Below are 13,518 nucleotides of genomic sequence, written 5' to 3'. Positions count from 1 at the left end.
TTCCAGATGTTCCTGATATGTTCTACACGACTTGCGCAAGACGGTCGAGCAGCAGGTGCATTGCAAATTGCGTCTCGATACCGCATATCCCTGCAAACTGCGTTGGAGTGGGTGATGAACTATCTCGAATTCGAAAAGCCATTGGCCGAGATTGAAGGCAAGGCGACAGAGCTGCGCGCCATGGCCGCCGCAAACCCCGATGTGCAGATCGAGAAAGAGGCAGCCGCCCTTGATGCCAAGGCGCAGAAAATGCTGGTGGATTTGTATAAATCTCTTAGCCCGTGGCGCAAATGCCAAGTCGCGCGCCATCCCGACCGCCCGCATTGCAAACGCTATATCGAAGCCCTGTTCGACGAATTCACGCCGCTCGCGGGCGACCGTGGTTTTGCCGAGGACGAGGCGATCATCGGCGGGCTGGCACGGCTGAACGACCGCCCTGTCATGGTGATCGGGCAAGAAAAGGGGCATGACACGCAAAGCCGGTTGCGCCGCAATTTCGGCATGGCCCGCCCCGAAGGCTACCGCAAGGCGATCCGACTGATGGATATGGCCGACCGTTTCCGGCTGCCTGTGGTCACGCTTGTGGATACGCCCGGCGCCTACCCCGGCAAGGGCGCGGAAGAACGCGGGCAGGCCGAAGCCATCGCGCGTTGCACCCAGAAATGCCTGTCGCTTGGGGTGCCGATGGTGTCAGTCATCATTGGCGAGGGGGGCTCTGGTGGCGCGGTCGCGCTATCCACGGCGAACCGCATCGCCATGTTGGAGCATTCGGTCTATTCGGTCATCAGCCCCGAGGGGTGCGCGTCGATCCTGTGGAAAGACGCCGAAAAGATGCGCGAAGCCGCCGAAGCTTTGCGTCTGACGGCGCAAGACCTGCTGAAACTGGCCGTGATCGACCGCGTTATCCCCGAACCCATGGGGGGCGCGCAACGCGATCCTGACGCCACCGTGCGCGCTGTGGGCAGCGCGATTTCCGCCATGTTGGCAGAGATGGAAGGCAAGAGCCCAGCCAAACTGCGCCGCGACCGTCAGCGCAAGTTTCTGGATATGGGCACCAAGGGTCTTGCCGCCTGAGTGCCATTCGCAAACGCATGCATTTGCATCGGCCAGACCTAGAATCGGCTTGTGGCCTTTGGGCAAATAATGCTATCCGCCGTGCCAGAGCGGGTATGGTGTAGTGGTAGCGCGCCGGCTTCCCAAGCCTGAAGTGCGGGTTCGATTCCCGCTACCCGCTCCAGTTTTTGCAGCAAAATGCGCGGTGGAAATGGCGGCTTTCGGTTGCCGTGGCTTTGGGGCAAACTGTGCATCTGGGCAATGACAGCAGGCGCGCGTGACACGGCTATCCAATACCGAGCAGGCGTTTTTGGACCAGTTGGTCAGCGGTTCGCAGGGGCGCCGCGGCCCGCTGGGGCAGGACGGGTTCGGGCGCTGTTCGATCATGTTCATCAGCGCAGATTTCAAACACGGCACAACGCGTGACCGCGATGGCGCGCCGGGACCGTTCCGCCGCAAATGGGGCCGCTGGTCCGAAGTGGAGAAGGGCCATAAACCTTTGCGCAATCTGGGCACGCTGAGTGCGCTGCAGGCGATTGGCGCACGGGGTTGGGTGCATATGGACCTGCAAGATGCCCGGACCCTTGGTCGGCCCGCACACCCGTTGCCCGCGCCCGTTTTATGCTATTGCCGCAGGCCAGAGGCGGAAAATATCGTGCTATTGCCGTTGCCGCGCTATCATGATCTTGGAACACAACGCTTTCTGGGCAAAACCCCGCCAGACACGATTGCTTTCGATGACAAGTCGGATGCGGTTGTCTGGCGCGGGGCGCTGTCGGGCAATCCGCGCGCGCTTCCCTCTGGCCCTCGCAACACGCGGCAATTGCTGGCCGATCTGGACGCAGCGAAAACCCCCGCAGAGGTGGCGTCCATCGTGGCCTATTTGCGCCGCAACACGCGCTTCGGGCTGGTGCATCGCTACGCCGCCCATCCCGATTTCGATGTTGGCCTGACATGTGACGACACGACGACGGCGCTGTTCCGGCGGAGGAAGCTGGGACATGTGGTCAAGCCGCGGCAGCCCATGTCATGGCAACGCCAATTTCGCTATATTCTGAGCATTCGTGGCAATGACACCGGGTCCAATTTTATTCCCGCACTCGATAGCAATTCGGTTGTGCTGCGCGAAGAAGACGGGTGGGAGCTGTTCTATTCAAACGCGATCCGCCCGTGGGAGCATTACATCCCGCTGGCCCCTTTCCTGACCGATCTGGACGAAAAGCTGGACTGGGCACGCGCGAACCCTGCCGAATGCAAAGCCATCGTGGCGCGCGCGAAAGAGGTCTGCACCTTGTTGGGCGATGCGCGTTTGCGCGATCTGCACTTGCGGGCGGTGTATGAGCATTACCGCGCGATCACACCGTGACGCGGCGAAAGGACTTGAACCTCGCCTGTGTTCTGACCCAAATTGCGCAAAATGACCAAGAAAGCAGCAGACATGGCGCAACCCTGCATCATCGCCGTGGCGATCACCGGGTCTGTCCCGACAAAGGCCGATAACCCCGCAGTGCCGATTACGGTGGCAGAACAGGTCGAGAGCACACATGCCGCCTACGAGGCGGGCGCGGCCATCGCGCATTGCCATGTCCGCAATGATGACGGCACGCCAAGTTCGGACCCAGACCGGTTCGCGGCACTGATGGACGGGATCGCGCAGCATTGCCCCGGCATGATCGTGCAGCTTTCCACCGGCGGGCGGTCGGGGGCGGGGGCCGCGCGGGGGGGCATGTTGCCGTTGCGGCCCGATATGGCGTCACTATCGGTCGGGTCGAACAACTTCCCCACGCGGGTCTATGAAAACCCGCCCGATCTTGTCGGTTGGCTGGCCTCGGAAATGCGCGCCCATGACGTGATGCCCGAAATAGAGGCGTTCGACCTGTCGCACATCATTCAGGCCGCGCTTATGGCCGATGACGGTCGCCTGCCGCGCCCGCTTTATGTGCAGTTCGTGATGGGTGTGAAGAACGCGATGCCCGTGGACGAGCGGGTGCTTGATTTCTACATAGAGACCCTGAACCGCTACGCCCCCGATGCGCTATGGTGTGCCGCTGGCATTGGGGCAGGGCAGATCGTGGTCAATGAATGGGCTATCGCGCGTGGCGGCCACACCCGCACGGGGCTGGAAGACAATGTCCGGCTGGACCGTGCGACGCTTGCGCCCTCGAACGCGGCACTGGTCGCGCGCACGGTGGACCTATGCGCAAAATACGACCGACCCGTGGCGACACCTGCCCAAGCGCGGCGCATTCTTGGGCTGCGTCCGACGCCCCTAGCGTGACCCGCCACTGCGTTACGTGGCGAAATTGCCTTTCCCTCTCGACTTGAGGGATTTGTGCTGGCAACCTGTGACCATTCCGCGCGCGTTGGCCACGGCCCGCCGCGCAGGGACCAATAACTAAAACGACTTGGGAGAATGAACATGACTGCCATTTCTTTCCGCACGGGCCTTGGTGGCGCGTTGCGTATGGCCTCTGTCTCTGCACTTGCGCTGGGCCTTGGGCTGGCGGCGGCAAGCGCCGAAACCATCCGCTGGGCGCGCGTCGGTGACGCGCTGACGCTGGACCCGCACAGCCAGAACGAAGGCCCCACGCATACCTTGGCGCATCATATCTATGAAACGCTGGTAGGCCGCGCCACCGATGGCTCGCTGACCCCGCGTCTGGCCGTCGAATGGGGCATCCACCCCGATGACAGCACGGTCTGGGTCTTTACCCTGCGTGACGGCGTGACCTTCCATGACGGCACCGCGCTGACCGCAGATGACGTTGTCTTTTCGCTGAACCGTGCGCGGGGCGAAACGTCGGACATGAAGGGTCTTCATGCCGGCGTGGTCGAGGTTACGGCACCCGATGACATGACCGTCCATATCAAGACCGAAGGGCCTGCACCGCTTTATGTGCAGAACCTGACCAACACGTTCATCATGTCCCGCGCCTGGGCCGAAGCGAATGACGCGCTGACTGCGCAGGATTTTGCCGCCGGGGAAGAAAACTTTGCCGTGCGCAACGCCAACGGCACCGGCCCTTACACGCTGGTCGAGCGTGACCCAGAAGTGCGCACCGTTCTGGAAGTGTTCGACGGGCATTGGGGTGACGCGCCCGAAGTGACCGAAATCATCTACACCCCGATTGCCGAAGCCGCGACGCGTGTCGCCGCCCTGCTGTCGGGCGAAGTGGACATCGTGCAGGACGTGCCGGTGCAAGACATCCAGCGGCTGGAGCAGACGGACGGTATCAAGGTCGAATTCGGCCCCGAGAACCGGACAATCTTTTTCGCCTATGACATGGGGTCCGAAGACCTTCTGACCGCCAGCGTCGACGGCAACCCCTTCGCCAACCCGATGGTGCGTGAAGCGATGCATCTGGCGACCGACCGTGATGCCATTCAGCAGGTCGTGATGCGCGGACAGTCGCTGCCCACGGGTGTGACCATGCCTCCCTTCGTCAACGGTTGGACCGAAGAACTGGACGCCTACGCTGCACCAGATATTGCGCGCGCGCAGGAATTGATGGCAGAAGCAGGCTATGCCGATGGCTTCTCGGTCGATCTGCACACGCCCAATGACCGTTACCTGAACGACGAAGCGATCTCTCAGGCGCTGGTCGGGATGCTGGCCCGGATCGGGATTGACGCCAATCTGGTGTCGCAGACCCGGTCCATGCATTTCCCGCTTATCCAGAACCGCGAAACGGATTTCTACCTGCTGGGCTGGGGCGTTCCGACCTTCGACAGCCAGTATGTGTTCGATTTCCTTGTGCACTCGACCGAGGGCGCACGCGGCGGCTGGAACGGCTCGCGCTATTCCAACGCCGAAGTGGATGCGCTGGTACAGGCCATGGCAACCGAAACCGACCTCGAAGCGCGTGACGCCATGATTGCAGAGGTTTGGGCGCAGTTGCAGGAAGACCGCGTGTTCCTGCCGATCCACAACCAGACGCTGGCCTATGCCATGCGCGACGGGATCAACCTGCCGGTTCACCCGGAGAACCAGCCTTCGATGGCCGATGTCACCTTTGACTGATCCTTGAACGAACCCTGCGCGCGCGGAGCCTGATCGCCCCGCGCGCGTTTGCTTTTTGCCCATAGGGACATCCGATGCTGGCCTTTATCCTTCGCAGAGTGCTGCAATCTCTGGTCGTCATGCTGGTCGTGGCGCTGGTGTCCTTTGCCCTGTTTCGCTATGTGGGCGACCCGATTTCGACCATGATGGGCCAGGAAGCCACCATTGCCGACCGCGAGGCACTGCGCGAGCGGCTGGGCCTGAACGACCCGTTCATCGTGCAGTTTTTCGATTTCGTGACCCGCGCCGTGCAGGGCGATTTTGGCATTTCATATCGCCTGCAACAGCCCGTGATGGAACTGATCCTGTCGCGCTTGCCCGCCACGCTGGAACTGGCACTGGTGTCGGGCGTGCTGGCTTTCGTCTTTGGCGTGGGCTTTGGCGTGTACACCGCACTGCGCCGTCGCGGCTGGTTGTCCACGGCCATCATGACCGTCTCGCTGATCGGCGTGTCATTGCCGACGTTCCTGATCGGGGTGCTGCTGATCTGGCTGTTCGCCGTGGAACTGCAATGGCTGCCCAGTTTCGGCCGCGGAGAGGTGGTCGACATAGGCGACTGGTGGCGCACGGGGTTCCTGACACCTTCGGGCCGCGCGTCGCTTATCCTGCCCGCGATCACGCTGGGGCTGTACCAGATGACGCTCATAATGCGGCTGGTCCGCGCCGAGATGCTGGAAGTGCTGCGCACCGATTACATCAAATTCGCCCGTGCGCGCGGGCTGTCGAACCGCGCCATCCATTTCGGCCATGCGCTGAAAAACACCATGGTGCCGGTGATTACCATTACCGGGCTTCAGCTTGGCGCGATCATCGCCTTTGCGATCATCACCGAAACCGTGTTCCAATGGCCGGGCGTGGGCGCGTTGTTCATCAACTCGGTCCGGTTTGTCGATGTGCCGGTCATGGCCGCTTACCTGATGATGATTGCGGTCATCTTTGTGGTCATCAACCTGATCGTGGATCTTCTGTATTACGCGGTGGACCCGCGCTTGCGCGTGGAACGCGCGGGCGCCGGGCATTAAGGGGGGCTGCGCATGACGAGCGATACCCAATCCAGCCTTGCCCGTTTCTGGGACAGTGACATCATGTGGTCCTTCCGGCATTCGCCCGTGGCGATTGTCGCAGGGCTGGTGGTTGCGCTGATCGCCCTGGCCGCGTTGTTCGCGCCATGGATCGCGCCCACCAACCCCTATGACCCGGCGGCATTGAACCTGATGGACGGGTTCACCCCGCCGATGGAACCCAATGCCTTCACCGGCAACAGCTACATCCTTGGCACCGACAACCAGGGCCGCGATGTGCTGTCAACAATCCTCTATGGCACGCGGATTTCCTTGTTCGTGGGCTTGTCGGCGGTGCTGTTCGCGATGGTTCTGGGCATCACCTTGGGGCTGATCGCGGGCTATCGCGGCGGCTGGGTGGATGGGCTTTTGATGCGCATCGCCGATGTGCAATTGTCTTTCCCGTCCATCCTGATCGCGCTGCTGATCTTTGGCGTCGCGCGTGGGCTTATCCCGCCCGCCTACCGCGAAACCATGGCGATCTGGGTGTTGATCGTGGCCATCGGCCTGTCGGACTGGGTGCAATTCGCCCGCGTGGTGCGCGGCGCGACCATGGTCGAGAAATCGAAGGAATATGTGCAGGCCGCCCGCGTGGTCGGTGCGCACCCCGTGAAAATTCTGATCAAACACATCCTTCCCAACGTCATGGGGCCGGTGCTGGTTATCGGTACGATCGGGCTGGCGCTGGCGATCATCGCGGAAGCGACACTGTCTTTCCTCGGCGTCGGGGTGCCGCCCACGCAGCCCTCGCTTGGGACGCTGATCCGGATCGGCCAGCAATACCTGTTTTCGGGCGAATGGTGGATTTTGCTCTTCCCGTCGATTGCACTTCTTGCGCTGGCACTGTCGGTCAACCTGCTGGGCGACTGGCTGCGCGACGCCCTGAACCCGAGGCTGCGCTGATGAGCACTGTGACCCAAGACCCGCTTCTTTCCGTCCGCGATCTGGTGGTCGAATTCCCGACCCGGCGCGGCACGCTGCGTGCACTGGACCAAGTGTCGTTCGACATCGCTCCCGGCGAGGTTTTGGGCATGGTCGGCGAATCCGGCGCTGGCAAATCCATTACCGGCTCTGCCATCATCGGGCTGATAGAACCGCCGGGGCGCATTGCAGGTGGTGAAATCCGCCTGCGGGGCGAGCGGATCGACAACCTGCCCTATGAACAGATGCGCCGCATTCGCGGTCGCCGTATCGGGATGGTGTTTCAAGACCCGCTGACCAGCCTGAACCCGCTCTATACCGTTGCGCAACAGCTGATCCAGACGATCCGGACGCATATGGACGTGTCCGAATCAGAGGCTCGCGCCCGCGCCGTGGCACTGCTGGACCGCGTGGGCATTCCTGCCGCCGCGCGCCGGATAGATGACTATCCGCATCATTTCTCTGGCGGGATGCGGCAGCGCGTGGTGATCGCGCTGGCCTTGGCCGCCGAACCTGAATTGGTCATAGCGGACGAGCCGACCACCGCATTGGACGTGTCCGTGCAGGCCCAGATCATCGACGTTTTGAAGGAAATCTGCGCCGAGCGAGGCGCCTCGGTCATGCTGATCACGCATGACTTGGGCGTCATCGCCGAAACCGCCGACCGTGTAGCGGTGCTATACGCGGGGCGCGTGGCCGAAATCGGCCCTGTGCGTGATGTGATCCAGCACGCGCGCCACCCCTATACGCGTGGACTGATGGGCGCGATTCCGACGCTGGAGCAAGACAGCGACCGTCTGGTGCAGATCCCCGGTGCGATGCCGCGCCTGAACGCGATCCCGCAAGGCTGCGCGTTCAACCCGCGCTGTGAACATGTGTTTGACCGCTGTTACAAAGAGCGCCCTGTTCTGCAACGGGCCGCGCCAAAGCATCAGGTGGCCTGCTGGCTGACAGAGGAGGGCGGCGCATGAGTGAACCGCTGGTGCAGGTCGAAGGGCTGACCCGCCGTTTCGACATATCCAAGCCGTGGCTGAACCGGGTTATCGAGCGCGAAAGCCGCCAGTTTCTGACCGCGAATGCTGACGTTGGGTTCAGTATCAACCGTGGCGAAACGTTTGCGCTGGTGGGCGAATCGGGGTCGGGGAAATCGACCATCGCCAAGATGATCGTTGGGCTGCTGGCCCCGTCGGCGGGCAGTATCCGGTTCGACGGGCAGGAGATGGATTTTGCCAGCGGTGCCGATATGCGCGCGCTGCGCCGCCGGTTCCAGATGATCTTTCAAGACCCGTTCGCCAGTCTGAACCCGCGCTGGCGAGTGCGCGATATCGTGGCTGAACCCATCGTCACCTTTGGCCTGCTAAAAGGCGCAGAGATCACGCGCGAAGTGGACCGCCTGTTGGAAGTGGTGGGCCTGTCCGCCGCCGATGCTGCGAAATTCCCGCACGAATTCTCCGGCGGGCAGCGCCAGCGGATTGCGATTGCGCGCGCGCTGTCGTCAAAGCCCGAATTCATCGTTTGTGACGAACCCACTTCGGCGCTGGATGTGTCGGTGCAGGCGCAAATTCTGAACCTGATGCGCGATTTGCAGGATGAATTCGGCCTGACCTATCTGCTGATTTCGCATGATCTGTCCGTGGTGCGGCATATGGCGACCAGAATCGGCGTGCTCTATCTGGGCCGCTTGGTCGAGGTGGCCGATGCCAAGCGCCTGTTCACCGAACCCCAGCACCCCTACACCCGTATGCTGCTGGATGCGGTGCCGGATCTGGCACTGTCGGGGCGCAGGCGCAAGCCGGTCTTGGGCGAAATTCCCAACCCGATCGACCCGCCTTCGGGGTGCGCATTCCACCCGCGTTGCCCGCTTGCAGCGGATATCTGCAAGCGCGAGACCCCCGCCCCGCGGCCTACGCCAACCGGGCAGGCGGCCTGCCATTTTGCGGGGCAAAACAGCGAGGTCGCTTAAACATGTATCCTTGTTACATTTTTGTTGCCCGCGCCTCGATCTGCCCCTAGCTTGAACCGTGCAGGCAGGATGTTACCCTGTCTCGGAAGACTTACTCCTCGTTCCCTCCTTTCAGCGGGGGCTTCCTGCCTGTACCTGTTTTTGCGCAGTCGTGCGGGCTTGCCAAATCGGGCTATTGCCACGATAACAGGGCCAGCTTGAGATAGGGTCACACTATGCGCGCAAGAATTTACCGCCCCGCCCGAAACGCCATGCAGTCTGGCACGGCCAAGAGCAAACACTGGGTTCTGGCCTTTGCGCCGTCGCAGGCGCGCAAGATTGATCCATTGATGGGCTGGACCAGTTCCGACGATATGGACAGTCAGGTCACGCTGCGCTTTGAAGACCGAGAGAGCGCCGAAGCCTATGCCAATGCCCATGGCATCGACTACACCGTGGTTGAACCCAAGACGCGCCGTCCGAATATTCGTCCGGCGGGCTATGCAGAGAATTTCGCAACCTCGCGGCGGCAGGTCTGGACCCACTGACGATCTGACCGGGGTAAATGCAATGCGCATCGGGTATCTGATGAACACCTACCCGGTGACGAGTGCCACCTTCATTCGCCGTGAGATAGCTGCGCTGGAATCCATCGGTATGGATGTCGCACGCTTTGCGGTGCGGCCTTGGTCCGAGGATTTGGTCGAAGCCGCTGACCGCGCCGAGGCCGCGCGCACCCATTACCTGCTTGCCCCCGGTGCGCTGCGGTTGTTGTGGTTTTTTCTGTTGGAATTGCTTACCAACCCGCGCGGGTGTGCGCGCGGTTTCGTGGCATTGTGGGCGATGTCGCGCGCCGCAGGGCAGGGGGCGTTGCTGCGCCATCTGGCCTACCTGCTTGAAGCGGTGCACCTGAAGCGCGCGTCCAAAGGGTGCGCCCATATCCATGCACATTTCACCACCAACACGGCGGCGGTGGCGCTGCTGTGTCACCGGCTAGGCGGGCCGGAGTTTTCCTTTACCGCGCACGGGCCGGACGAGTTCGATGACCCCAAAGCCTCGTCGCTCGCGCTGAAACTGGCCGAAGCCCGCTTTGCCGTGGCGATTACCCAATTTGCCCGCACGCGTCTGGCTTTGGCGGGCGGGCCGCAGGTCTGGGACAAGCTGCACGTGGTGCATTGCGGGGTTGATCTGGATGACCTGACCCCCGCGCCGCCCCCGCCCGACAATGCGCCCTTTGTCTGTGTCGGGCGGCTCTGCCCACAAAAAGCGCAGGTGCTTTTGGTGCAGGCCATGGCCGAACTGGTGAAAACCCATCCCGACGTGCGACTTGTCTTGATCGGGGATGGTGATACGCGGCCCCAGATAGAGGCACTAATCACCCGCCACAGCCTGCAAAGCGCGGTAGAGCTGCGCGGCTGGGCCGATGGTGCTGCGGTCAAGGCCGCGCTGTCGGGCGCGCGCGCGATGGTGCTGCCCAGCTTTGCCGAAGGGCTGCCGATTGTCATTATGGAAGCATTCGCGCTGGGGCGGCCGGTCATTTCGACCTATATTGCAGGCATCCCCGAACTGGTTGACCGTGAAGCAGGCTGGCTGGTGCCTGCAGGCGATGTGGCCGCTTTGGCGGACACGTTGCGCAAATGTCTTGAAACGCCGCCGGAGCGTCTGGAAGTCATGGGCGCGACCGCGCGCAAACGGGTCGAAGAACGCCACGACCTGCGCGCCAGTGCCGAACGGCTGAAAGCCTTGTTCGAGGGGGCTGCTCAGTAGCCCCCATCACCAGATGCGATCAGTCGCGCAGCAATTCGTTGATGCCGGTTTTCGACCGGGTCTGCGCATCGACCCGCTTTACGATCACCGCGCAATACAGGTTGATCCCGTTTTTGGACGGCATGGACCCCGCCACCACGACCGAATAGGGCGGCACTTCGCCAAAGGTGACGTCACCTGTTTCGCGGTCCACGATCTTGGTGGATTTGCCGATAAACACGCCCATCCCCAAAACGGACCCTTCGCGCACGATGCAGCCTTCGACTACTTCGGAGCGCGCTCCAATGAAGCAGTTGTCTTCAATGATGGTCGGACCAGCCTGCATGGGTTCCAGCACGCCGCCAATGCCCACGCCGCCCGACAAATGCACGTTTTTGCCGATCTGAGCGCAGCTTCCGACGGTGGCCCAAGTGTCGACCATCGTGCCGCTATCGACATAGGCGCCAAGGTTCACGAAGGACGGCATCAACACCACGCCGGGCGCGATATAGGCCGATTTGCGCACGATGCAGTTGGGAACGGCGCGAAAGCCCGCGTCTTTCCATTCCTTCTTTTTCCAGTCGGCGAACTTGCTGTCGACCTTGTCCCACCATGTGCCGCCCTGCGGGCCGCCCTCGTGTTTTTCCATATCTTTCAGGCGAAAGCCCAGCAGCACGGCTTTCTTGGCCCATTGGTTCACATGCCAGTCGCCGTTCTCCTGCCGTTCGGCCACGCGCAGCTTGCCGCTGTCGAGCGCATCAAGCGTTTCCTCGATCGCGCTGCGCGTTTCCCCTTTGGTGTCGGGGGTTATGGTGTCGCGGACGTCCCACGCGGCTTCAATCGCGGATTCGAGGGCGGCGTTGTCAGTCATCAGGGGCGCTCCATGGCTCTGGTCATTGGGGTGTCACGGCTATAGCGTTAACAGAGTGCAACCGCAATTCCCGCAAGACCTGACCGGAGAGCCTTTTGAAAGACCGCGACAGCCACCGTATTTTTCCCGACGCCAAGCAGGATATCGACCTGTGGGATGATGTCCCCGACACCGCGCAGACCCGCCATCCGGCGTATCGGCTGGCCTTTGGCGACCCGGATTTCCTTGTGCGGGACGAACTGCGCCCCGTGCGGCTGCAACTGGAACTTCTCAAGCCCGAATTGCTGATGGCGGAACGGGGGATTCAGTCCACCATCGTGATGTTCGGCGGCGCGCGGATTCCAAGGCCGGAAGATGCAGCGCAAGCCCGCACCAAGACCTTGGCCGGTCTGTCGCGCTTCTACGAGGAAGCGCGCAAGTTCGCATATGAGATGACGTTGCGGTCCGTGCAGGCCTATGGCCGCGAGGATGTCATCGTCACCGGCGGCGGGCCGGGGGTGATGGAAGCAGGCAACCTTGGCGCAAGCGAGGCTGGCGGCGTGTCGATTGGCCTCAATATCGTGCTGCCGCATGAGCAGGCGCCCAATGAATACGTCACGCCGGACCTGTGCTTCAACTTTCACTATTTCGCCATTCGCAAGATGCATTTCCTGATGCGCGCCAAGGCGATCACGGTCTTTCCCGGCGGCTTTGGAACGCTGGACGAGACATTCGAGGCGCTGACCCTGATCCAGACCAAGCGCATGGCGAAGCTGCCCTTCATCCTGTTCGGGCGTGAGTTCTGGGCCAATGTCGTGAATTGGGACATGCTGGCAGATGCCGGGACGATCAGCGCCGACGACCTGAACCTGTTCCACATGGTCGATACCGCTGAAGAGGCGATTGCGGTTATTGACGGGTTTGACGCCGACTAAGCGCGCGGTGCGGCGGCGCGGCGCAGGCGGTCATTGATGGCCGCGCCGATCCCGTGGTCGGGAACGGGCGCGATAGCGATGGGCTGTGCCATCAAGTCTGCTTTGTGCAATGTGGCGAACAGTGTGCTTGCGGCTTCGTCTAGATCGCCGTCGGGCGACAGGTTCAGCGCCGCGCCCGCGCACTCGGGGCCAAAGCCGATCCAGATTTCATCCGCGTCTGGCTTGGTCACGTTCAGCCGCAGGTTTGCTTGCGGCGCATAGTGTGACAGCATTTGCCCCGGCGCGGTGATCTTGGCGCCGGTGCGTTCGCGGGGCGGCTGGCCCAGCACGGCGGCGAGTTGTTCCGAACTGATGCCGCCTTCGCGAAGCAGTATGGCGTCGCCCCCTTCGAACCCCAGAATGGTCGATTCCAGCCCAACGGGGCAGGGGCCACCGTCCAGCACCGCGGCAATCCGCCCGCCAAGACCGGCCATGACATGCGCCGCCGTCGTTGGGCTGATCCGGCCAGAGGGGTTGGCCGACGGGGCCGCCACCGGCCCGCCGAATGCCGCCAGAAGCGCGCGTGCGAGCGGATGCGCGGGGACACGCAGCGCAACCGTGGGTAGGCCTGCTGTAACGGAATCCGCCAGCCCGTGATCTGTGCGCAAGGGCGCGACCAACGTCAGCGCACCGGGCCAGAAAGCTTCGGCCAGCTTGCGCGCTTGATCCGACAGATGTGCGAGCTTTTCCGCCGCCTCTGTCCCGTCCAGATGCACGATCAATGGGTTATGCGCGGGCCGCCCTTTGGCCTTGAAGATTGCCGCGACCGCCTCTGCGTTGCGCGCGTCGCCCGCCAACCCGTAGACCGTTTCGGTCGGCATCGCGACAAGCTGGCCCGCACGCAAAAGTTGTGCCGCATATGCGACCTCTGCGGGGGCTAAAAGCGCGGTCTGCGGCGTTTTTTCCATGGT

13 protein-coding genes and 1 tRNA gene are annotated in these 13,518 nt (G+C 62.4%); 12 read left to right on the top strand and 2 right to left on the bottom strand.

Annotation, left to right across the window (positions count from 1 at the left end; all coding sequences use genetic code 11):
• Nucleotides 1-114 precede the first annotated feature (114 nt).
• The 11 genes from ROE7235_RS03650 to ROE7235_RS03600 all read left to right on the top strand — a co-directional run bounded on the left by ROE7235_RS03650 (nt 115) and on the right by ROE7235_RS03600 (nt 10,804).
• Nucleotides 115-1,074 (top strand): acetyl-CoA carboxylase carboxyltransferase subunit alpha, encoded by a 960-nt coding sequence (locus ROE7235_RS03650; RefSeq protein ID WP_121093312.1) that lies wholly within the window; start codon nt 115-117, stop codon nt 1,072-1,074.
• A gap of 89 nt (nt 1,075-1,163) precedes the next feature.
• Nucleotides 1,164-1,237, top strand: a tRNA-Gly gene (locus ROE7235_RS03645).
• Between the two features lie 93 nt (nt 1,238-1,330).
• Nucleotides 1,331-2,419: a glycosyl transferase family 90 gene (locus ROE7235_RS03640; RefSeq protein WP_147434163.1), complete on the top strand. Its 1,089-nt coding sequence runs from the start codon at nt 1,331-1,333 to the stop codon at nt 2,417-2,419.
• Between the two features lie 72 nt (nt 2,420-2,491).
• Entirely contained in the window at nt 2,492-3,331 is an 840-nt protein-coding gene (locus ROE7235_RS03635) for a 3-oxoadipate:acetyl-CoA acetyltransferase (protein WP_121093407.1), read from the top strand.
• Between the two features lie 186 nt (nt 3,332-3,517).
• Complete coding sequence (locus ROE7235_RS03630) at nt 3,518-5,074, top strand: ABC transporter substrate-binding protein (protein WP_121093406.1); 1,557 nt, start codon at nt 3,518-3,520, stop codon at nt 5,072-5,074.
• A 74-nt stretch (nt 5,075-5,148) separates the two neighbouring features.
• Nucleotides 5,149-6,135 carry an ABC transporter permease gene (locus ROE7235_RS03625; protein ID WP_121093310.1) on the top strand — a complete coding sequence of 329 codons (987 nt, stop codon included), beginning with the start codon at nt 5,149-5,151 and terminating at the stop codon, nt 6,133-6,135.
• A gap of 12 nt (nt 6,136-6,147) precedes the next feature.
• Nucleotides 6,148-7,077 carry an ABC transporter permease gene (locus ROE7235_RS03620; RefSeq protein ID WP_121093309.1) on the top strand — a complete coding sequence of 310 codons (930 nt, stop codon included), beginning with the start codon at nt 6,148-6,150 and terminating at the stop codon, nt 7,075-7,077.
• Nucleotides 7,077-8,066 (top strand): ABC transporter ATP-binding protein, encoded by a 990-nt coding sequence (locus ROE7235_RS03615; RefSeq protein WP_121093308.1) that lies wholly within the window; start codon nt 7,077-7,079, stop codon nt 8,064-8,066. Before ROE7235_RS03620 ends, ROE7235_RS03615 begins: the two co-directional genes overlap by 1 nt.
• Nucleotides 8,063-9,058, top strand: a complete 996-nt coding sequence (locus tag ROE7235_RS03610; protein WP_121093307.1) for an ABC transporter ATP-binding protein — start codon at nt 8,063-8,065, stop codon at nt 9,056-9,058. The genes ROE7235_RS03615 and ROE7235_RS03610 overlap by 4 nt, the downstream gene beginning before the upstream one ends.
• 215 nt (nt 9,059-9,273) lie before the next feature.
• Nucleotides 9,274-9,585: an ETC complex I subunit gene (locus tag ROE7235_RS03605; RefSeq protein WP_121093306.1), complete on the top strand. Its 312-nt coding sequence runs from the start codon at nt 9,274-9,276 to the stop codon at nt 9,583-9,585.
• Nucleotides 9,586-9,607: 22 nt separating this feature from the next.
• A complete protein-coding gene (locus ROE7235_RS03600; RefSeq protein WP_121093305.1) occupies nt 9,608-10,804 on the top strand; it encodes a glycosyltransferase family 4 protein in 1,197 nt (398 codons plus the stop codon).
• Nucleotides 10,805-10,823: 19 nt separating this feature from the next.
• Here the strand turns inward: ROE7235_RS03600 and dapD are convergent, their stop codons facing one another.
• Nucleotides 10,824-11,654, bottom strand: coding sequence for a 2,3,4,5-tetrahydropyridine-2,6-dicarboxylate N-succinyltransferase (gene dapD / locus ROE7235_RS03595; RefSeq protein WP_121093304.1), 831 nt, complete (start codon nt 11,652-11,654; stop codon nt 10,824-10,826).
• 95 nt (nt 11,655-11,749) lie between these two features.
• Here dapD and ROE7235_RS03590 point away from each other — a divergent pair, with 95 nt between their 5' ends.
• Nucleotides 11,750-12,568 (top strand): LOG family protein, encoded by an 819-nt coding sequence (locus tag ROE7235_RS03590; protein ID WP_121093303.1) that lies wholly within the window; start codon nt 11,750-11,752, stop codon nt 12,566-12,568.
• Here the strand turns inward: ROE7235_RS03590 and ROE7235_RS03585 are convergent.
• Nucleotides 12,565-13,515 (bottom strand): L-threonylcarbamoyladenylate synthase, encoded by a 951-nt coding sequence (locus tag ROE7235_RS03585; protein WP_121093302.1) that lies wholly within the window; start codon nt 13,513-13,515, stop codon nt 12,565-12,567. The genes ROE7235_RS03590 and ROE7235_RS03585 overlap by 4 nt on opposite strands.
• Nucleotides 13,516-13,518: the final 3 nt, after the last annotated feature.

Origin of the sequence: Roseinatronobacter ekhonensis, from assembly GCF_900499075.1 — a bacterium.
Taxonomy (GTDB): domain Bacteria; phylum Pseudomonadota; class Alphaproteobacteria; order Rhodobacterales; family Rhodobacteraceae; genus Roseinatronobacter; species Roseinatronobacter ekhonensis.
Note: the sequence above shows the minus strand (reverse complement) of the source record. Positions and strands in the feature narration are given on the sequence as shown.

Coding starts and splice junctions, on each gene's coding strand:
- ROE7235_RS03650 (WP_121093312.1), top strand. CDS start 115: ATGAACTATCTCGAATTCGAAAAGCCATTGGCCGAGATTGAAGGCAAG.
- ROE7235_RS03635 (WP_121093407.1), top strand. CDS start 2,492: ATGGCGCAACCCTGCATCATCGCCGTGGCGATCACCGGGTCTGTCCCG.
- ROE7235_RS03630 (WP_121093406.1), top strand. CDS start 3,518: ATGGCCTCTGTCTCTGCACTTGCGCTGGGCCTTGGGCTGGCGGCGGCA.
- ROE7235_RS03625 (WP_121093310.1), top strand. CDS start 5,149: ATGCTGGCCTTTATCCTTCGCAGAGTGCTGCAATCTCTGGTCGTCATG.
- ROE7235_RS03620 (WP_121093309.1), top strand. CDS start 6,148: ATGACGAGCGATACCCAATCCAGCCTTGCCCGTTTCTGGGACAGTGAC.
- ROE7235_RS03615 (WP_121093308.1), top strand. CDS start 7,077: ATGAGCACTGTGACCCAAGACCCGCTTCTTTCCGTCCGCGATCTGGTG.
- ROE7235_RS03610 (WP_121093307.1), top strand. CDS start 8,063: ATGAGTGAACCGCTGGTGCAGGTCGAAGGGCTGACCCGCCGTTTCGAC.
- ROE7235_RS03605 (WP_121093306.1), top strand. CDS start 9,274: ATGCGCGCAAGAATTTACCGCCCCGCCCGAAACGCCATGCAGTCTGGC.
- ROE7235_RS03600 (WP_121093305.1), top strand. CDS start 9,608: ATGCGCATCGGGTATCTGATGAACACCTACCCGGTGACGAGTGCCACC.
- dapD (WP_121093304.1), bottom strand. CDS start 11,654: ATGACTGACAACGCCGCCCTCGAATCCGCGATTGAAGCCGCGTGGGAC.
- ROE7235_RS03585 (WP_121093302.1), bottom strand. CDS start 13,515: ATGGAAAAAACGCCGCAGACCGCGCTTTTAGCCCCCGCAGAGGTCGCA.